The sequence below is a fragment of the Bacteroides sp. HF-162 genome, from assembly GCF_015679285.1.
In the GTDB taxonomy this organism is placed as follows: Bacteria; Bacteroidota; Bacteroidia; order Bacteroidales; family Bacteroidaceae; genus Bacteroides; species Bacteroides uniformis.
In genome coordinates this window covers 2646096-2665628 of record NZ_CP064937.1, presented here as the reverse complement: position 1 = coordinate 2665628, position 19533 = coordinate 2646096, and the positions used below count along the sequence as shown (strand labels likewise).

17 protein-coding genes and 1 pseudogene are annotated in these 19533 nt (G+C 50.3%); 13 read left to right on the top strand and 5 right to left on the bottom strand.

Features of this window, described 5'->3' with window-relative positions; all coding sequences use genetic code 11:
- Positions 1–57: 57 nt before the first annotated feature.
- Both ITJ87_RS10845 and ITJ87_RS18695 read right to left on the bottom strand, forming a co-directional pair.
- Positions 58–948, bottom strand: coding sequence for a DUF4377 domain-containing protein (locus ITJ87_RS10845; RefSeq protein WP_117600587.1), 891 nt, complete (start codon positions 946–948; stop codon positions 58–60).
- A 274-nt stretch (positions 949–1222) separates the two neighbouring features.
- A pseudogene (locus ITJ87_RS18695) lies at positions 1223–1375 on the bottom strand (mobilization protein); the annotation flags it as partial.
- 339 nt (positions 1376–1714) lie between these two features.
- On the opposite strand from ITJ87_RS18695, the gene ITJ87_RS10835 reads away from it, so the two are divergent.
- From ITJ87_RS10835 to mtgA, 7 genes are all read left to right on the top strand, one after another.
- On the top strand, positions 1715–3100 hold the full coding sequence (locus tag ITJ87_RS10835; RefSeq protein ID WP_117600589.1) for an ABC transporter ATP-binding protein: 1386 nt from the start codon (positions 1715–1717) through the stop codon (positions 3098–3100).
- A gap of 122 nt (positions 3101–3222) precedes the next feature.
- Complete coding sequence (locus ITJ87_RS10830) at positions 3223–3996, top strand: ABC transporter permease (protein ID WP_117964504.1); 774 nt, start codon at positions 3223–3225, stop codon at positions 3994–3996.
- On the top strand, positions 3993–4784 hold the full coding sequence (locus tag ITJ87_RS10825) for an ABC transporter permease (RefSeq protein ID WP_005828082.1): 792 nt from the start codon (positions 3993–3995) through the stop codon (positions 4782–4784). Before ITJ87_RS10830 ends, ITJ87_RS10825 begins: the two co-directional genes overlap by 4 nt.
- 44 nt (positions 4785–4828) lie before the next feature.
- Positions 4829–6166 carry an ABC transporter substrate-binding protein gene (locus tag ITJ87_RS10820; RefSeq protein WP_181980952.1) on the top strand — a complete coding sequence of 446 codons (1338 nt, stop codon included), beginning with the start codon at positions 4829–4831 and terminating at the stop codon, positions 6164–6166.
- A 32-nt stretch (positions 6167–6198) separates the two neighbouring features.
- On the top strand, positions 6199–7527 hold the full coding sequence (locus tag ITJ87_RS10815; protein ID WP_117964495.1) for an MATE family efflux transporter: 1329 nt from the start codon (positions 6199–6201) through the stop codon (positions 7525–7527).
- Between the two features lie 100 nt (positions 7528–7627).
- Positions 7628–8302, top strand: coding sequence for an OmpA family protein (locus tag ITJ87_RS10810; RefSeq protein WP_117600594.1), 675 nt, complete (start codon positions 7628–7630; stop codon positions 8300–8302).
- Positions 8303–8399: 97 nt separating this feature from the next.
- Positions 8400–9104: a monofunctional biosynthetic peptidoglycan transglycosylase gene (gene mtgA, locus ITJ87_RS10805; RefSeq protein WP_117600595.1), complete on the top strand. Its 705-nt coding sequence runs from the start codon at positions 8400–8402 to the stop codon at positions 9102–9104.
- Positions 9105–9270: 166 nt separating this feature from the next.
- On the opposite strand, the gene ITJ87_RS10800 is transcribed toward mtgA, so the two are convergent.
- The 3 genes from ITJ87_RS10800 to ITJ87_RS10790 form a co-directional block, all read right to left on the bottom strand.
- Positions 9271–10419, bottom strand: a complete 1149-nt coding sequence (locus ITJ87_RS10800) for a cytochrome d ubiquinol oxidase subunit II (RefSeq protein ID WP_117966541.1) — start codon at positions 10417–10419, stop codon at positions 9271–9273.
- Between the two features lie 32 nt (positions 10420–10451).
- Positions 10452–12014: a cytochrome ubiquinol oxidase subunit I gene (locus tag ITJ87_RS10795; RefSeq protein ID WP_035449218.1), complete on the bottom strand. Its 1563-nt coding sequence runs from the start codon at positions 12012–12014 to the stop codon at positions 10452–10454.
- A 132-nt stretch (positions 12015–12146) separates the two neighbouring features.
- Positions 12147–12368, bottom strand: coding sequence for a DUF4492 domain-containing protein (locus ITJ87_RS10790; RefSeq protein ID WP_117600597.1), 222 nt, complete (start codon positions 12366–12368; stop codon positions 12147–12149).
- A 210-nt stretch (positions 12369–12578) separates the two neighbouring features.
- Here ITJ87_RS10790 and ITJ87_RS10785 point away from each other — a divergent pair, with 210 nt between their 5' ends.
- The 6 genes from ITJ87_RS10785 to ITJ87_RS10760 all read left to right on the top strand — a co-directional run bounded on the left by ITJ87_RS10785 (position 12579) and on the right by ITJ87_RS10760 (position 19270).
- A complete protein-coding gene (locus ITJ87_RS10785) occupies positions 12579–13979 on the top strand; it encodes a TolC family protein (RefSeq protein WP_117966544.1) in 1401 nt (466 codons plus the stop codon).
- A 12-nt stretch (positions 13980–13991) separates the two neighbouring features.
- Positions 13992–15221, top strand: a complete 1230-nt coding sequence (locus ITJ87_RS10780) for an efflux RND transporter periplasmic adaptor subunit (protein ID WP_117966547.1) — start codon at positions 13992–13994, stop codon at positions 15219–15221.
- A gap of 16 nt (positions 15222–15237) precedes the next feature.
- Complete coding sequence (locus tag ITJ87_RS10775; protein WP_005828066.1) at positions 15238–15984, top strand: ABC transporter ATP-binding protein; 747 nt, start codon at positions 15238–15240, stop codon at positions 15982–15984.
- A 53-nt stretch (positions 15985–16037) separates the two neighbouring features.
- On the top strand, positions 16038–17258 hold the full coding sequence (locus ITJ87_RS10770; RefSeq protein ID WP_117966550.1) for an ABC transporter permease: 1221 nt from the start codon (positions 16038–16040) through the stop codon (positions 17256–17258).
- Between the two features lie 246 nt (positions 17259–17504).
- Positions 17505–18572, top strand: coding sequence for a sensor histidine kinase (locus tag ITJ87_RS10765; protein ID WP_117966553.1), 1068 nt, complete (start codon positions 17505–17507; stop codon positions 18570–18572).
- Positions 18569–19270, top strand: coding sequence for a LytTR family DNA-binding domain-containing protein (locus ITJ87_RS10760; protein ID WP_117600602.1), 702 nt, complete (start codon positions 18569–18571; stop codon positions 19268–19270). The genes ITJ87_RS10765 and ITJ87_RS10760 overlap by 4 nt, the downstream gene beginning before the upstream one ends.
- Positions 19271–19533 lie beyond the last annotated feature (263 nt).

The window sequence follows — 19533 nt, the reverse complement described above, 5'->3', positions numbered from 1 at the left end:
TTCTTATAATAGTTGCAATGATAATTAGGATAATTGATGCTCGCTGAGGATTTTATGTTATTTAATAGAAACGGCATAAGAAACCACAACTGTTTTTACTCCGGCTTGCGGATATTTATTTTTGTAGTATTCAGAAAGGTCTTTATAAAGATAAGCTACATCGGGAGTTAAATCTACGTTTCTTGATTTAGCAGAACGACCCATAAACACATCAAATGAAAGATAATTCGTTTCATTTCCCTGTTCATCTGAAAAAGTCCATTTTCCATAACCAAACACATTTCCCTCTGGAGGAAGTAATTTGTAAGATTCTGGCATTTCTTCCGGAGCTTTGTTTTCGTTTTTTATAATACACGGTCCCAGTGTATTATTATCGTCTTTTATTGCAATACATCTTAGGAATTTGTCTTCGCTCCGCCAAAATATATAGTGAAAATCCAAAGGAATAAGAGATTCTTTTTCCAATTCTTCTTCAATAAGTTTTTGATTATTATCTGCATCTACTACATATTTGTATTTAGGAAGCTGTACATTCTCGTAGTATGATTTAGGGATAAAATGTAAAGGCAAATTTTCTGAATCTTTCCTATTTTTAGATATTATTTCAAGTAGTTCATATTCCGTCCATGCGGGATTTTCCATGCTATAATCCAAATAATTTGTTTCACTGATTTTTACCTTATATTCATATCCTTTCTCAAACTCAAATTTATCAATGACTCCAAGGCTCTCCCATTCTTGGGCATTTTCTTTCTTTACAGCATATACATCAGATAAATAATTAAATCCGTCTGACCAACAAACACCGGGTATCTTCTTTGATGCAATGGTTAGAGAATATTCCTTGTAGTCTGTCACTTTCTCACCCTCTTCATCTTTGTTATCACAGCCTATAAAGCCGAATATACAGAGGAATAATATCAGTATTTCTAATTTTTGTGTTTTCATATCTGTCAAATTTTACGATTCTGTATTTACTTTTATTTGCTCTATCCTTATTTTGTGTGCAAATATATAAAAAGTGCCATTCATAAGGCATTATGAACAGCACTTTTTATTGTTTTCCAGCAAGATAAAACGGTTATATCTTCATTCCCCTGCCTTTCCTTTGCGGCTGTATAGGTCGGTGTATGCTCTGCCGTAGCTTGTCGAATTGCTCTTTGAACCACTCGACAATGGGCTTTCGGTCAATGGCAAGAACCAGTCTCGTCCCGTCCGTGGGGTCTTTCACCCCGTCGGGGTATTCGATGAGACTGCGGTTTAGGTGGGTACATGTGGGGTCGGCGTTCTTCGGAATGATGAAACGCTCGATATGTGCGGTCGTTCCGCTGTCGCTGCCGTGCGCCTTTTCCATGTGTAAAACTACGAAACCCATATATCCTTCCTTTTTTGGCTTGTGAAACAATAAATCTAACTATCTTTGAGGGCGGCGAAATACCGTCCTCGACGGGGTGTGCAGAGGGGCTTGCCCCTTGCCCTATTGGAGAATTTTCAGCGATACGGAGTATTGCGGCTCGGAAGTAACAAACGATATATCAGCTGATTATCTACACTTTACCAAAAATTACTTTTTCGCTATGTGTTTATTTTAACTTCATAGGGATAATGAATTTTAGAGTAAAGCGAAAATTCCCGATAAATTATGTAACTTTGCACTCGCTTTTTTGAAAGCCCGAAATTCGTTTAATTCGTTTGGATAAAGTAAAAGACGCTTATGCAAAAGTCCGATTGCATCATCGGTGTGGAACATGTATCGAAATTCTTCGGAGACAAGGCCGTGCTGAATGATGTGAATTTGTCTGTCCGTAAGGGCGAGTTTGTAACAATACTAGGACCGTCCGGCTGCGGAAAGACAACACTGTTACGCCTCATTGCAGGCTTTCAGACAGCCTCGGAAGGAGTGATAACCATTGCCGGAAAGGACATCACACAGACACCGCCGCACAAGCGTCCGGTGAACACCGTGTTCCAGAAGTACGCCCTCTTCCCCCACCTCAACGTATTCAACAACATAGCCTTCGGGCTGAAGCTGAAGAAGCTGCCCGGTGCCACTATCGAGAAGAAAGTGAAACAAGCCCTGCGCATGGTGGGCATGACAGACTATGAGGACCGCGACGTGGACTCCCTCTCCGGCGGACAGCAACAGCGCGTAGCCATCGCCCGAGCTATCGTCAACGAACCCGAAGTGCTGCTGCTGGACGAGCCTCTCGCTGCCTTGGACCTCAAAATGCGCAAAGACATGCAGATGGAACTGAAGGAAATGCACCAGAAGCTGGGTATCACCTTCGTATACGTGACCCACGACCAGGAAGAGGCACTCACCCTGAGCGACACCATCGTTGTGATGAGCGAAGGACGCATCCAGCAGATAGGTGTGCCGACCGACATCTACAACGAGCCCATCAACTCCTTTGTAGCCGACTTCATCGGCGAAAGCAACATCTTGAACGGAGTCATGATAAAAGATAAGGCCGTTACCTTCTGCGGGCACGAATTTGAATGCGTAGACACGGGATTTGGTGAACAGATGCAGGTGGACGTAGTAATTCGCCCCGAAGACATCTACATCTTCGATGTATCCGACGCCGCACAGCTGACGGGCACCGTAACCAGCTGTATCTTCAAAGGCGTACACTATGAAATGCTGGTGCAAACGCGCGAAGGCTACGAGCTGATGGTGCAGGACTACCATGCCTTCGAGGCAGGACGCGAAGTCGGTCTGCTGGTAAAACCCTTCGACATCCATGTGATGAAGAAAGAACGCACCTGCAACACCTTCGAAGGAAAACTGGTGGACAAAACGCACGTAGAATTCCTGGGCTGTAACTTCGAATGCCTGCCCGTGCAAGGCATCGAACCGGGCAGCAGCGTGCAAGTGGAAGTGGACTTCCAGGACGTCATCCTCGAAGACAACGAAGAGGACGGCCGTCTGACGGGTGAAGTGAAATTCATCCTCTACAAAGGAAACCATTACCACCTGACCGTGTTTACAGACTGGGACGAAGACATCTTTGTCGACACCAACGACGTGTGGGACGACGGCGACCGTGTAGGTATCATCATCGCACCCGAAAACGTGAGAATAAGGAATAAAGAATAGGGATTAGGGATTAAGGGTTAGCTATTATAAATTCTTTATCCTCCACCCTTAATCCCTAATCCCTAATCCTTAATCCTTAATCCCTAATCCCTTAATCCTTAATAAAGATGATAACTTTCTTTATGCGTCGGCGCAACTGGACGGTACCCTACGCGCTATTTCTGCTTGTATTTGTTATAGTACCGCTGCTGCTCATCGTGCTCTACGCCTTTACGGACGACGGAGGAGCGTTCACGCTTGCCAACTTCCGCAAGTTCATGATGCACCCCGAAGCGATGAACACGTTTGTCTACTCCATCGGAATAGCCGTTATCACTACGCTGGTCTGCCTGCTGCTAGGCTATCCGGCGGCGTATATCCTGAGTCAGAAGCAATTCAACACCTCGCGCACCATGGTGGTGCTGTTCATCCTGCCCATGTGGGTGAACATCTTGATACGTACGCTTGCCACAGTAGCACTGTTCGACTTCCTGAACCTGCCGCTGGGTGAAGGCGCACTTGTGTTCGGTATGGTCTACAACTTCCTGCCGTTCATGATATACCCCATTTACAACACCCTTCAGAAGATGGACCACAATTTGATTGAGGCTGCGCAAGACTTGGGAGCCTCCCCCACGCACGTATTCGGCAAGGTGATTCTACCGCTGTCCATGCCGGGTGTGATGAGTGGTATAGTAATGGTGTTTATGCCTACGGTGTCCACCTTCGCCATCGCCGAGCTGCTGACGATGAACAACATCAAGCTTTTCGGTACCACGGTACAAGAGAATATCTACAATGGAATGTGGAACTACGGTGCCGCCCTCTCGCTCATCATGCTGCTGCTGATAGGCATCACCGTCCTCTTCACCAACGAGGAAGACGGCGCATCGAATGAAAGCGGAGGTGTGATATGATGACACGAATCTTGACCCGCGGCTACTTGTGGCTGCTGTTGGCGTTGCTCTATTCGCCTATCCTGATAATCATGATATTCTCCTTCACCGAAGCAAAGGTGCTGGGCAACTGGACGGGGTTCTCCACCAAGCTGTACAGCTCGCTGTTCACGGGCGGGATGCACCACTCGTTGATGAACGCTATCTGGAACACATTCGCCATTGCCCTGCTTGCCGCCACCGCCAGCACGGCACTGGGCAGCATTGCAGCCATCGGCATCTTCAACCTGCGCTCGCGCACACGGCAGGTAATGAACTTCGCCAATGCCATCCCGATGATGAATGCAGACATTATCACCGGTGTATCGCTGTTCCTGCTGTTCGTCAGCTTCGGCATATCGCAAGGATTTACCACAGTGGTACTGGCACACATCACCTTCTGCACACCCTACGTGGTGCTCAGCGTAATGCCCCGGCTCAAGAAGATGAACCAGAATGTCTACGAGGCGGCACTCGACCTGGGCGCCACACCGTTCCAAGCACTGCGCAAGGTTATTCTTCCGGAGATATTTCCGGGTATGATAAGCGGCTTCATCCTTGCCTTCACGCTCTCCATCGACGACTTTGCCGTGACCATCTTCACCATCGGCAACCAGGGGCTGGAAACGCTCTCCACCTACATCTACGCCGATGCGCGCAAGGGTGGACTGACGCCGGAACTGCGGCCACTCTCCACCATCATCTTCGTGACGGTGCTGGTGTTGCTGATTGTAATCAACAAGCGGGCCGAACGGACAAAAAACGATTGATGTGAGTGATGAGTTATAAGTTATCAATTGTCAAAAACAAGATGATGAAAAGGATAATAAACATACTGATTCTACTGTGCTGTATCGCATCCCTCTCCTCTTGTGGAAACTCTACAGAAGAGCGCAGCCGTGTACTGAAGATATACAACTGGGCAGACTACATCGATGAAGATGTGCTTGCCGAATTTCCCGACTGGTACAAGCAGCAGACGGGCGAAGACCTCCGTATCATCTACCAGGTGTTCGATATCAACGAAATCATGCTCACCAAAATTGAGCGCGGGCACGAGGACTTCGACGTCGTATGCCCCTCGGAGTACATCATCGAACGTATGCTCCGCAAAGACCTCCTGCTACCCATCGACCGCAACTTCGGCCGCACACCGGACTACATCCCCAACGTGTCGCCCTACATCCGCCACGAGCTGAACAAGACCTCGCAACCTGAACGCCAGACCGAGGACTATGCCGTGCCCTATATGTGGGGCACCGCCGGCATCCTCTTCAACAAGAAGTTCATTACTCCCGAAGAGGCAAGCACGTGGAATATCCTCTGGACTCCCAAAAACCGTAGCAAGATACTGATGAAGGACAGCTACCGCGACGCCTACGGCACTGCCATCATTTACGCCCATGCCCGGGAACTTGCCGACAGCACCGTCACCGTAGAGCAACTGATGAACGACAACTCCCCGCAGGCCATCGCCCTTGCCGAGAAATACCTCAAGGAGATGAAACCCAACATCGCCGGCTGGGAAGCCGACTTCGGCAAGGAAATGATGACCAAGAACAAGGCGTGGATCAACTTCACCTGGAGCGGCGACGCCGTCTGGGCCATCGAGGAGGCCGATGCCGTGGGTGTGGAACTGGACTACACCGTCCCCCGCGAAGGCAGCAACATCTGGTATGACGGCTGGGTAATCCCCCGCTATGCCCGCAACGTGAAGGCAGCAAGCTATTTCATCAACTACCTCTGCCAGCCCTCCGTGGCGCTGCGCAACATGGATGCCATCGGTTACGTCAGCGCCGTCGCCACACCGGAAATCATGGAGGCGAAGACCGACACCACGCTTGACGTGCATTCCGACCTCAGCTACTTCTTCGGTCCCTTGTCCGGAGCCGACAGCCTACAGATAGACCCGGTCCAGTACCCCGACCGCCGCGTAGTGGAGCGCTGCGCCATGATACGCGACTTCGGCGACCGCACGGAACTGGTGCTCGAAATGTGGAGCCGCGTGAAAGGTGACAATCTCAATACGGGCATCGTACTGCTCATCTTCGCCGTCTTCGGTCTGCTCTTCATCTGGCTGGTATATACCAAGATACGAAAGTACAAGCAGAAACGCCGCCACCGCCTCCGCAGAAAGCGAAAAAGGAGATGATTAATACATTGTTTATCTAAAAAAACGTCAACGTGCAAGGAACTAAGAATTTGACACAAGGCCCCATCAACCGCCAGCTATTCACGCTGGCAATGCCCATCATGGCCACCTCATTCATCCAAATGGCCTACAGCCTGACAGACATGGCATGGGTAGGACGTCTGGGCAGTGAGTCCGTGGCTGCAGTAGGTGCGGTAGGCATACTGACGTGGATGTCCGGTTCCATCGCCTTGTTGAACAAGGTAGGTGCCGAAGTCAGCGTAGGCCAGTCCATCGGTGCACGCAGCGAAGAGGATGCACGCAGTTTTGCTTCACACAACATTACAATTGCCCTGCTCATCTCCGTCTGCTGGGGAGGACTGCTGTTTCTTTTCGCCCGCCCCATCCTGAACATCTTCGAACTGAAACAGCATATCACAGACGCCGCCGTGACCTATCTGCGCATCGTGTCGACGGGACTGCCGTTCGTCTTTCTCTCCGCTGCCTTCACGGGCATCTACAACGCGGCAGGACGTAGCAAGATTCCGTTCTACATCAGCGGGACGGGACTGATTATGAATATCCTCCTCGACCCTCTTTTCATCTTCGGCTTTGGCTGGGGGACGGTAGGGGCTGCACTTGCCACCTGGCTGTCCGAAGCCATGGTCTTCGGCATCTTCGTCTACAAACTCCGAGGGAAAAGCGCTGTACTCGGCGGATTCTCCTTCCTCGTCCGTCTGAAGAAGAAGTACACCCGGCGTATCTTCAAGCTCGGCCTGCCCGTGGCCACACTGAACACACTCTTTGCTTTCGTCAACATGTTCCTCTCGCGCACCGCTTCGGAGCAGGGAGGGCACATCGGACTGATGGCATTCACTACCGGAGGACAAATCGAGGCCATCACCTGGAACACTTCACAAGGATTCTCTACAGGACTGAGTACATTCATTGCACAGAACTATGCTGCCGGGCAAAAGTCGCGCGTGAAGCAGGCATGGCACACCACCCTATGGATGACGGGCGTATTCGGAAGTCTCTGCTCACTGCTCTTTATCTTCTTTGGCAGTGAAGTGTTCTCTATCTTCGTGCCCGAAGCCGAAGCCTACCGTGTGGGAGGTGACTTTCTCCGCATCGACGGTTATTCACAAATGTTCATGATGATGGAAATCACCATGCAAGGTGTGTTCTACGGACTGGGACGGACGGTACCGCCTGCTATTGTCAGTATCGGATGCAACTATATGCGCATTCCGGTAGCATTGCTACTGGTACATATGGGTATGGGAGTGGACGCCATCTGGTGGGCAGTGAGTGGAACCACCATTGCCAAAGGTCTGATACTGACAGCCTGGTTCATATCCATCAAAAGGAAAATTCTCTAAAAAAGAACAGAACTGACGAACTTTAGGAAGAGAAATATGGTTATATATACATAAATTTGCAACATTAAAGATAAGATCAACTTTTAAAGAAAAAAGAGTTATGAAGAAAATGAAATTTACAGTATTGTTTTTATGCAGTGCATTGCTGCTGGGCAGTTGCGGCACCATGAACAACAAGGCAAAAGGTGGAATAATCGGTGGTGGTTCCGGCGCAGCGGCAGGTGCCATTATCGGCGGACTGATAGGTAAAGGCAAGGGGGCAGCCATTGGCGCGGCAGTAGGCGCGGCAGTAGGTACAGGTGCCGGTGTTGCCATCGGACACAAAATGGACAAGAAGGCTGCCGAAGCTGCCAAGATTGAAGGTGCCCAAGTGGAGCAGGTAACGGATGCCAACGGCTTGCCGGCTGTCAAAGTATCCTTTGCGGCAGGTATTCTGTTCGGCTTCAACTCCGCAGCACTGAGCAACGAGGCAAAGGCCTCCCTGCGCGAACTTGCACAGATTCTGAAGGAAGACCCGACAACGGACATTGCCATCATCGGCCATACCGACAAGGTGGGTACCTACGAAGCCAACATGAAGGTTTCCAAGAACCGCGCCTATGCTGTAGAAAACTATTTGCAGGATTGCGGTGTATCTCCTGCCCAGTTCAAGAAAGTGGAAGGCGTGGGATACAACGAATACGATGAAAGTCTGTCTGCCGACCAGAACCGACGCGTAGAGGTATATATGTATGCCAGCGAACAGATGATTAAGAATGCGGAGGCGAATAATTAATGTGCTAATGTGATCAATGTGCCAATGTGCTAATTGGCATATTGACACATTAATCACATTGACATATTAGTACATTAATCACACTGGCACTCTCTCCATGAAACTCCCGAAACCTTTGCGGTTCCTCCGCAACATCATATTATTCTTCTTTATTTCCACTATCCTGGCGGTAGTGGTTTATCGTTTTGTACCCGTCTACATCACGCCATTGATGGTTATCCGCAGCGTGCAGCAAGTCTTCAAGGGCGAAAGTCCCCGTTGGCACCATACTTGGGTATCTTCCGACAAGATATCCCCTCACCTGCCGATGGCCGTCATTGCTTCGGAAGACAACCGGTTTGCCACACACAACGGGTTCGATTTCATTGAGATACAGAAAGCGATAAAGGAGAATGAAACAAGAAAACGGAAACGGGGCGCCAGTACTATCAGCCAGCAGACGGCAAAGAATGTATTCCTATGGCCCCAATCTTCCTGGGTACGCAAAGGACTGGAAGCCTACTTCACCGTACTGATAGAATTCTTCTGGTCCAAAGAACGTATCATGGAGGTCTATCTCAACTCCATCGAAATGGGGAAAGGCATCTATGGCGCACAAGCCGCCGCCAAATACAAGTTCAAGACTACAGCAGCCAAACTCTCTGCCGGACAATGTGCACTGATAGCAGCCACACTACCCAACCCCATACGCTTCGACTCAGCACACCCCTCCCCTTACATAAAGAAAAGGCAAGGACAGATTCTACGATTGATGAAACTGATACCCAAATTCCAGCTAAATGAGAAACAGACAAAAGAATAAAAAGAGGACGTGCCCAAAGTACATGAGCACTTTCATAATGTTATAAATTAGGCGCGGATTACGCAGAATAACACGGATTCAGTTTATTGAATCCGTGTTATTCTGCGTAATCCGCGCCTAAAAAAAAGCGTTCAAAGGGGGTTGATACATCCCCTTTAATTTTTAATTAATACGCATGGCCTCCCTCTCCCATCTCCTTCGCATCAATCTTACGATTATCAATGCTGCGCCATGCATAGAAGATATAGGCAAGAACGAAAGGAACAAGGATAGAGACATAAGCCATAACCTTCAGTGTGAACTGGCTCGAACAACTGTTTGCCAACGTCAGCGAGCTTTGTAAGTCGTGGGTGGAAGGATAATAGGCTGTATTGTTATAGCCTGCCACAAGCAGCAATGCCAATACCGCAAGCACCGTCCCTGCACCGGCAAACCAGATTCCCTTGTCGAACGTCGGCTTCCACAGCGTACGGATGATGCCCCAAAGCACAGCCACCACACCAATCAGGAATACAAACAGCACTACCGGCATCTGCAAGAAGTTCATCAGATACTTGTAAGGTTCCATGAACACCTCTCCCGTTTCCGGACGGACAGCGTAGCCGTCGGCCACCAGTGTACGGATGACGAAGGCCAGGAAGAACACCAGAAACAATGCCGTATTTCCCCAGAGTGCCCGGTGGCAGCGTCTCACCAAGTCGTCCTCATTGATGTTATTAATAAAATAGAGCGCCCCCAAGATGCGCGCCAGGAAGAACACAGCCAGCCCGAGCACCACATTCCACGGATTGAGCAGCGCATCCAGCCCGTGTCCTGCATTGGCCCACTGACTGATGACCGGCATCACCGTATCTGCCATATTCCCTTTATTGATGTAAAATTCGGACCCCGTGAAGAACGTGGCCACTGCCCCACCCAGCAATACCGGACCTACCACTCCGTTTATCACCAGGAACGTGCGATACGTTGTCTTGCCCAGCAGATTTCCCGCCTTCGACTGGAACTCGTAGCTGACAGCCTGCAACACAAAGCTGAACAGAATAATCATCCACAACCAATAGGCTCCTCCGAAACTCGTACTATAGAACAACGGAAACGAAGCAAAGAACGCGCCTCCAAACGTGACGAGCGTTGTAAACGTAAACTCCCATTTCCGTCCCGTAGAATTAATCATCATCTTCTTTTGCTCCTCCGTCTTCCCCAGACAGAACAGAAGCGAATTACCTCCCTGCACAAACAGCAGGAATACCAGCAGTGCTCCCAGCAAGGAGACTACGAACCACCAATAGTGTTGAAGAAAAATATAGGTATTCATTGTGAATTATGAATTATAAGTTATGAGTTATGTTATGAATTATGCGTTTCTGTTTCCGGGCCTTTGCGAATGGCCTTCAGCATAATTCCCACCTCGGCAATCAGCATGACAGTGAAAAGTACCAGAAAGATAAAGAACGTGGTCTGCACGGAACCGACATCCAACTTGGAAATGGCGGCACTTGTGGGCAGCATGTCTTGGATGGCCCACGGCTGGCGACCACATTCGGCAACCACCCATCCGGCTTGTCCGGCCAGATAGCCCAGCGGAATGGTGAGCATGGCCACCCAATGCATCCACGGCATCCGCGACAAGTCTTTCTTATAGGCCAGGAACAGCACCACGATAAAGAAGAGGATGAAATATCCACCCAACATCACCATCACACGGAACATGTAGAACGTAAGAGGCACATTCGGCACCAATTCGTTCACATCCTTGATATAACCGTAACCGAAATAGGCTACATTATCTTTCAACACTTTGGCAGCCACCTCTGCATCTGCCTCATTGCCCGCAGCCTTGGCTGCACGATAGGCGGCAAACGCACTGATGGCCGTTTTCCCTTTTTCTATTTTCTCTTCTGCCGAAAGCGCCACAGTACCGTCCTTCAACGGGTATCCGCCTTTCAGCAGGTCATTGATGCCGGGAACAAAGGCATCCGTCTTCCGTTCGGCAAGCAACGACAACATCTTAGGGATTTCCACACGGAAAAGGAATGGGTCTACTCCGTCTTGCGGCGTCTGCTTGGCAGGATTCAGCAGCCCGAACGCTACCAATCCGGCACCTTGCCGCCCTTCATAATAACCTTCCATAGCAGCCAACTTCATCGGCTGCTTTTGCGCCACTTGATAGCCGGAGCCATCGCCCGTCCAGGCAGACAGCACGGCGGCACACAGACCTACCCATGCGGCAATCTTTACACTTGCCAGCGCAAATTTCTTCTCGCGCTTCTTCCACAGATACCAGCAGCTCACCCCCACTACAAACACGGCAGCCAGTACCCAGCCGGACAGCACACTGTGGAAGAACTTGTTGACAGCCATCGGCGAAGTGGCCACAGCCCAGAAGTCCACCATCTCGTTGCGTGCCGTATCGGGATTGAACTCCATGCCTACGGGATTCTGCATCCACGCATTGGCAACCAGAATCCACCAGGCGGAAATCGTGGCGCCCAGCCCCGTAAGCCAGGTAGATGCCAGGTGGAAACGCTTACTCACCTTATCCCAGCCGAAGAACATGACGGCGATAAACGTTGCTTCCATAAAGAAAGCCAAAATACCCTCGATGGCAAGCGGTGCACCAAAGATATCGCCCACAAACCAACTGTAATTACTCCAGTTCGTACCGAATTCAAATTCCAGAATGATACCGGTTGCTACACCAATGGCAAAGTTGATACCGAAAATCTTCATCCAGAATTTAGCAGTACGTTTCCAAAATTCGTCACCCGTACGGTAGTACGCCGTTTCCATGATGCCCATAATTACCGCCAGTCCAAGTGTCAGCGGCACAAAAATCCAGTGATAGATGGCGGTCAAGGCAAATTGGGCTCTCGACCAGTCAATCAGAGAAGTGTCAATGTGTCCAAGCATAAGAATCAAGTTATGAGTTATAAGTTATGAGTTATTGAGTTACTAAGTTATTGGGTTGTCAAGTAAGAACACAGAGACACGGAGAATTTATAAAGGCAAGGACATAAACTCTGCGGCTCTGTGTCTCCGTATTTAGTCACCCAGGCTCCGGTGGATAAGTTCATTACTAACATAGCCTTCTTTGTCGTCACCCACCACGGGAGTATTCAGAAACCGTGGGAAAAAGAAAAGACGGAGAATAAAAAACATGATGAATAACTTCACAAGGATGATAAGCCACAAAGTACGCCCTAACGTCATACTTCGAAAACCTTCCAAATAAAAACGCCAAATGTTTACCGCAGTTCGTTTCATGCTGATAAAATTATAATGATTACAAATATAAAATACTTTTATATAAAGAACAAATAAAAAGGTGAAAAGTTGAACAGAAAAAAGACTTCTCCCATTCATCGGTACAAAAAAGATTTTAGGCGAGGAAAATTCCCCCAACGTCTATCACTTTTGCAATCCTCTCTCCCCCCCACTACATTTGCCAATGTAAAACCATAGAATAACGAAGATATGACGAACGTAAAGAGATTGACAGTGATAGCGCTATGTGTGGCAAGCTGCATGGGAGTGGCCGCCCAAAACGACACTTCCGCGCAAACGCCCGGCAGCTCCGGGCAGCTTGCCGACGGCCTGCCCGCCCAATGGGATTTGCAGACCTGCATCGACTATGCTTTGCAACAAAACATCACCATCCGCAAGAACCGCCTCAGCGCGGAAAGTGCCCAGGTAGATGTAAAGACCGCCCGAGCCGCCCTCTTCCCCAATCTTTCAGCCAGTGTGAGCCAGCGTGTCGTAAATCGCCCGAAGAGCAAGACAAACACCATCATTGACGGCGACAACATCACCAGCAGCCAGAGCAAGACTTCCTACAACGGCAGCTACGGCATCGATGCCAATTGGACCCTCTACAACGGCGGAAAGCGCCTCAACACCATCAAACAGCAGCAACTGAACAACCGCGTTGCCGAGCTCAACGTGGCCCAAAGCGAAAACAGCATTGAGGAAAGCATCGCACAGACCTACGTACAGATACTCTATGCCTCCGAAGCCGTGAAAGTGAATGAATCGACTCTGGAAGTGAGCCAGGCCGAATGCGAACGTGCCCGCCAACTTCTTGAAGCAGGAAGCATCGCCAAAAGCGACCTGGCACAACTGGAAGCGCAGGTAAGCACCGACAAGTACCAACTGGTGACAGCGCAAGCCACCCTACAAGATTACAAACTGCAACTGAAACAACTCCTGGAACTGGACGGCGAATCCGAGATGAACCTCTACATCCCCGCCCTCGGCACGGAAAATGTACTGGCACCCCTGCCCACCAAAACGGACGTTTACCGATCCGCTCTCGTGCTCCGTCCGGAAATAGAAGCCGGCAAGCTGAACATACAGACATCCGACCTCGACATCAAAATTGCCCGTGCTGGCTATCTGCCCACACTGAGCCTCAGTGCTGGTATCGGAACCAGCCATGCCAACGGTAATGACTTCACCTTCAGCGAGCAAGTCAAACAGAACTGGAACAACTCGCTGGGCTTCACCGTAAGCGTGCCCATCTTCAGCAACCGGCAGACCAAGAGTGCCGTAGAGAAAGCCAAGATTCAGAAACAGACCAGCGAACTGGACCTGCTGGACGACCAAAAAACGCTGTACAAGACCATTGAAACCCTCTGGCTCGATGCCAACAGCGCCCAGCAGCGCTACGCCGCTGCCACGGAGAAGCTGAAAAGCACACAAACCAGCTATGAACTGATTCAGGAGCAGTTCAACCTGGGCATGAAGAATACCGTAGAACTGCTGACGGAAAAAAGCAATCTGCTCAGCGCACAGCAGGAGACACTGCAAGCCAAATACATGGCGATACTGAACATGCAACTGCTGAAATTCTATCAAGGAGAAAAAATCGAATTATAATACCTTATATATATGAACAAAAAAAGAATCATCCTCATTGCCATAGCTGCCGTTGTCATAGTGGGCGGCGGCGTATGGCTCTTCGGTGGTGCCAAGGCCAAGCACAAGGTGACCTACGCCACAGCAACCATCCATAAAGGCGAGATTTCCGAATCCGTAACCGCCACGGGAACCATCGAACCGGTGACGGAAGTGGAAGTGGGTACCCAGGTGAGCGGTATCATTGACAAGATTCATGTAGACTACAATTCTGTAGTAACCAAAGGCCAGCTCATTGCCGAGATGGACCGCGTGACACTGCAAAGCGAACTCGCTTCGCAACGCGCCGCCTACAACGGTGCAAAGGCCGAATACGAGTACCAGAAGAAACTCTACGAACGCAACAAGACGCTGAACGAAAAGCAGCTCATCGCCGCCACGGACTATGAGCAGTCCGTCTATAATTATGAGAAGGCCAAGAGCAACTACGAAAGCAGCCAGGCATCTTTGGCAAAGGCGGAACGCAACCTCTCCTACGCCACTATCACCTCTCCCATCGACGGCGTGGTCATCAGCCGCGACGTGGAAGCAGGACAGACCGTAGCTTCCGGCTTCGAGACGCCGACACTGTTCACCATCGCTGCCGACCTGACGCAGATGCAGGTTGTGGCCGACGTGGATGAAGCCGACATAGGCGGTGTGGAAGAGGGACAGCGCGCCACGTTTACCGTAGACGCCTACCCGAATGACGTGTTCGAAGGAGTGGTCACACAAATCCGTCTAGGAGATGCCAGCTCAAGCAGCACGTCGAGCGCCAGCACCAGCACGGTTGTGACCTACGAAGTAGTCATCTCCGCCCACAACCCGGACCTGAAACTGAAACCACGCCTGACAGCTAACGTCACCATCTTCACCCTCGACCGCAAAGACGTACTGTGCGCTCCTGCCCGTGCCCTGCGCTTCAACCCCGAAAAACCGCTTATCGGAGACAACGATATTGTGAAGGATTGCGAAGGGGAGCATAAACTCTGGACCCGCGAAGGCAACACCTTTACCGCCCATCCGGTGAAAATCGGTATCTCCAACGGAGTCAACACGGAAATCATCAGCGGCATTAACGAAGGTACCGTAGTGGTGACCGAAGCCACCATCGGCAGCATGCCCGGCAGCGGCGCTCCGGACATGAGTCAGGAAGCTCCCGGCGGCGAGAAGAGTCCGTTCATGCCTGGCCCTCCGGGAAGTAAGAAGAAGAACGGAAAATAATACAAAGAAAAGAATTATGAATAAAGCAGTCATTGAACTTCAAAATATCAAACGCAACTTCCAGGTGGGGGACGAAACTGTACATGCCCTACGCGGCGTCTCGTTCACCATCCGTGAAGGTGAGTTTGTCACCATCATGGGTACATCGGGCTCCGGGAAGTCGACCTTGCTGAATACGCTCGGCTGCCTGGACACGCCCACCAGCGGAGAGTACCTGCTGGACGGCATCTCCGTACGCACCATGAGCAAGCCTCAACGTGCCGTATTGCGCAACCGTAAAATCGGGTTCGTATTCCAGAGCTACAACCTGTTGCCTAAAACCACTGCCGTGGAGAATGTAGAGCTACCGCTGATGTACAACTCCTCCGTCTCGGCTTCCGAAAGGCGGAGACGTGCCATCGAAGCCCTGCAAGCCGTGGGGCTGGGAGACCGGCTGGAACATAAATCCAATCAAATGTCCGGCGGTCAGATGCAACGCGTAGCCATCGCCCGCGCCTTGGTGAACAATCCCGCCGTTATCCTGGCAGACGAAGCCACGGGTAACCTGGACACCCGCACCTCTTTCGAGATTCTGGTACTGTTCCAAAAGCTGCATGCCGAAGGACGCACCATCATCTTCGTCACCCACAACCCCGAAATAGCCCAGTACAGCAGCCGCAACATCGTGCTGCGCGACGGACAAATCAAGGACGATACCATCAACACCCAAATCCAGAATGCAGCCGAAGCCCTGGCAGCATTGCCTAAACAAGAGGAGGAATGAGGGATAAGGGATTAAGGATTAGGGATTAATTTTAAACTTTCCATTAAAACGATATGAACGGAACAAACCTTTTCAAAATAGCCTTGCGAGCCTTGAACAACAACAAGCTGCGCGCATTCCTCACCATGCTGGGCATCATCATCGGTGTGGCGTCCGTCATCACGATGCTTGCCATCGGACAAGGTTCGAAGAAAAGCATCCAAGCGCAAATCTCCGAGATGGGCTCCAACATGATTATGATTCACCCCGGTGCCGACATGCGCGGCGGTGTCCGCCAAGACCCCAGCGCCATGCAGACACTGAAGCTGACCGACTATGAAGCTTTGCGTAATGAAACCAACTTCCTGGCTGCCGTCAGCCCCAATGTCTCCTCCAGCGGACAGCTCATCGCAGGCAACAACAACTACCCCTCCTCCGTGAGCGGCGTGGGCACGGACTATCTCGAAATCCGGCAGCTCAGCGTGGAGAACGGCGAGATGTTTACCGAAACCGACATACAGACCTCCGCCAAGGTGTGTGTCATCGGAAAGACCATCCAAGACAACCTTTTCCCCGGTGGAGAAGACCCCGTAGGACGTATCATACGTTTCAACCAAATTCCTTTCCGCGTGGTGGGCGTACTGAAATCTAAAGGCTACAACTCCATGGGCATGGACCAGGATGACGTCGTACTTGCCCCTTACAGCACCGTGATGAAACGCCTGCTGGCACAGACCTACCTTAGCGGCATCTTCGCCTCCGCCCTCACCGAGGACATGACGGACAATGCCACCGACGAAATCACCGAGATACTGCGCCGCAACCACAAGCTGAAGGAGAGTGACGATGACGACTTCACTATCCGCAGCCAGCAGGAGCTCAGCACCATGCTGAACTCCACTACCGACCTGATGACCACGCTGCTTGCCTGCATCGCCGGCATATCGCTCGTAGTGGGCGGCATCGGCATTATGAACATCATGTACGTATCGGTGACGGAGCGTACACGCGAAATCGGTCTGCGCATGAGTGTAGGCGCACGCGGTGTCGACATCTTGAGCCAGTTCCTTATCGAAGCCATCCTTATCAGCATCACCGGAGGCATCATCGGCGTCATCATAGGATGCGGAGCCAGCTGGATAGTGAAGAGCGTTGCCCACTGGCCCATCTTCATCCAGCCGTGGAGCGTATTCCTCTCCTTCGCCGTATGTACCGTCACCGGAGTGTTCTTCGGTTGGTATCCCGCCAAGAAAGCTGCCGACCTCGACCCGATAGAGGCCATACGCTACGAATAACATATCTCTCTCTTGCCAGAAGTTATCAAAACACGTCCTAAGTATTAAAGAAAAACTTTCTGCCAATAAAGAGAAAAGTTATGCCGAATTAAGGATAATGTCTATCCCAAGCTTTGGGATAGACATCCGCAAGCTTGGGATACATATCCGCAACCTGGAAACGCTTATCCGCAACCTGCGAACAGAGATTTGCTTCGCAGGCGGTGGATATTTCCAATATCCATCTAAAATCCGTATCTTTGTATTATGATGAAACAACAGCTCCCTAACCCACGCCACCGCGGCATCGAAACCCTGATACACATCATCGTCTGGGGTATCGTCATCGGTTTCCCCTTTCTGATGATGACACGCAGCGGCTTCAACATCAGCCTTGCGGACTATCTGCGCCACGGTAGCAGCAGTACCCTCTCGTTCTTCCTTGTATTCTACATCAACTACTGTCTCCTCATTCCCCGCTACTTGTTCGAAGGACGCATCCGGCAGTACCTCCTGCTGAACACACTGCTCATCATCTGCATTACCACCGGCGCCCACCTTTGGCAAGAATACACATTCCAGAACCATCTGCGCGGCGATGATGACGGTCAGCACATGGGTCCTCCCAAATGGATATTCATCTTGCGCGATGTATCGACCATGATTCTCACCGCCGGCCTCAGCGCTGCCATCAAGCTGAGCCGCCGCTGGGCGCAGATGGACGCCGCCCGCCGCGAAGCCGAGAAAAGCCGCACGGAAGCCGAGTTGAAGAACCTGCGCAACCAGCTCAACCCGCATTTTCTGCTCAATACGCTGAACAACATCTACGCCCTCATCGCCTTTGACACTGACAAGGCACAGACTGCCGTGCAGGAACTGAGCCGGTTGCTACGCCATGTGCTGTATGACAATCAGCAGAACTTCGTTACCCTAGACAAGGAGATGGACTTCATCCGCAACTACATCGAACTGATGCGCATCCGCCTCTCCGCCAACGTCCGTGTGGAAACGAAGATAGACGTCCGACCGGACAGCCGTACCGAAATAGCTCCGCTCATCTTTATTTCCCTCATAGAGAATGCCTTCAAACATGGCATCTCTCCCACCGAGCCCAGCTTTATCCGCATCCATTTCAGTGAAAGCCCCGGAGAGATATACTGTGAAATAACCAACAGTTACCATCCCAAAAGCATGGCGGACAAAAGCGGAAGCGGCATCGGTCTGGAGCAAGTGCGCAAACGCCTGGAGCTGACCTATCCCGGTCATTATGACTGGAAGCAAGGAGTGAGCGAAAACATGAAAAAGTATAAATCTGTTTTAATCATAAAGATATGAATCTGAAGTGTGCCATTGTAGACGACGAGCCCCTTGCTTTGGGGCTTCTGGAAAGCTACGTCAACAAAACCCCGTTTCTGGAGTTGGCCGGTAAATACTCCAGTGCCGTGCAAGCCATCAAGGAGTTGCCCGAAAAGCACATCGACCTGCTTTTCCTCGACATCCAGATGCCCGAACTGAACGGACTCGAATTTTCAAAGATGGTCGATTTCAATACCCGCATAGTCTTCACCACCGCCTTCGACCAATACGCCATAGACGGTTACAAAGTCAATGCGCTGGACTACTTGCTGAAACCCATCTCCTACATCGACTTTCTGCAGGCTGCCAACAAGGCTGTACAATGGTTCGAACTGCTGCAACAGCCAAAGGAAGAAATTCAGAGTATTTTCGTAAAGAGCGAGTATAAGCTGGTACAAATCGAACTAAGTAAAATTCTGTACATAGAGGGGCTGAAAGACTATCTTAAAATCTACGAGGAAGATTCCCCCAAGCCCATCTTGTCTTTAATGAGCATGAAGGCTATGGAGGAACTCCTGCCCACCTCGCGTTTCATGCGCGTTCACCGTTCCTACATTGTCCAAAAGGATAAAATACGTATTATAGACCGTGGTCGCATCGTATTCGGAAAGAATTACATCCCGATAAGCGACAGCTACAAACAAGCTTTTCAAGAATTTTTAGACCAAAGAAGCTAAAAAAATCGACCAATCCGTCGATAAAATCGGAAAAGCCGTCGATTTATTATAGAATCCTTTTGCAGATTAAAATATGTTTTTTTATCTTTGCGCTGAACAGATAGGAGTTGTGAAACTCCCCCAATAGAATAGTTTAGTTAAGTCTAGTTTAGTTTTTGTGTGAAGCACTTCCTCCGTAAGCGAACGTTGGAAGTGCTTTTTTAGGTGCAACAAGTACTTACGAAAAACAAGCAAATTAAAAATAGTTTCACTTTTGGGACTAA

Bases quoted from the DNA above. Each gene is read 5' to 3' on its own strand.
- ITJ87_RS10845 (WP_117600587.1), bottom strand. From the start codon at position 948: ATGAAAACACAAAAATTAGAAATACTGATATTATTCCTCTGTATATTC.
- ITJ87_RS10835 (WP_117600589.1), top strand. From the start codon at position 1,715: ATGCAAAAGTCCGATTGCATCATCGGTGTGGAACATGTATCGAAATTC.
- ITJ87_RS10830 (WP_117964504.1), top strand. From the start codon at position 3,223: ATGCGTCGGCGCAACTGGACGGTACCCTACGCGCTATTTCTGCTTGTA.
- ITJ87_RS10825 (WP_005828082.1), top strand. From the start codon at position 3,993: ATGATGACACGAATCTTGACCCGCGGCTACTTGTGGCTGCTGTTGGCG.
- ITJ87_RS10820 (WP_181980952.1), top strand. From the start codon at position 4,829: ATGAAAAGGATAATAAACATACTGATTCTACTGTGCTGTATCGCATCC.
- ITJ87_RS10810 (WP_117600594.1), top strand. From the start codon at position 7,628: ATGAAGAAAATGAAATTTACAGTATTGTTTTTATGCAGTGCATTGCTG.
- mtgA (WP_117600595.1), top strand. From the start codon at position 8,400: ATGAAACTCCCGAAACCTTTGCGGTTCCTCCGCAACATCATATTATTC.
- ITJ87_RS10800 (WP_117966541.1), bottom strand. From the start codon at position 10,419: ATGAATACCTATATTTTTCTTCAACACTATTGGTGGTTCGTAGTCTCC.
- ITJ87_RS10795 (WP_035449218.1), bottom strand. From the start codon at position 12,014: ATGCTTGGACACATTGACACTTCTCTGATTGACTGGTCGAGAGCCCAA.
- ITJ87_RS10790 (WP_117600597.1), bottom strand. From the start codon at position 12,368: ATGAAACGAACTGCGGTAAACATTTGGCGTTTTTATTTGGAAGGTTTT.
- ITJ87_RS10785 (WP_117966544.1), top strand. From the start codon at position 12,579: ATGACGAACGTAAAGAGATTGACAGTGATAGCGCTATGTGTGGCAAGC.
- ITJ87_RS10780 (WP_117966547.1), top strand. From the start codon at position 13,992: ATGAACAAAAAAAGAATCATCCTCATTGCCATAGCTGCCGTTGTCATA.
- ITJ87_RS10775 (WP_005828066.1), top strand. From the start codon at position 15,238: ATGAATAAAGCAGTCATTGAACTTCAAAATATCAAACGCAACTTCCAG.
- ITJ87_RS10770 (WP_117966550.1), top strand. From the start codon at position 16,038: ATGAACGGAACAAACCTTTTCAAAATAGCCTTGCGAGCCTTGAACAAC.
- ITJ87_RS10765 (WP_117966553.1), top strand. From the start codon at position 17,505: ATGATGAAACAACAGCTCCCTAACCCACGCCACCGCGGCATCGAAACC.
- ITJ87_RS10760 (WP_117600602.1), top strand. From the start codon at position 18,569: ATGAATCTGAAGTGTGCCATTGTAGACGACGAGCCCCTTGCTTTGGGG.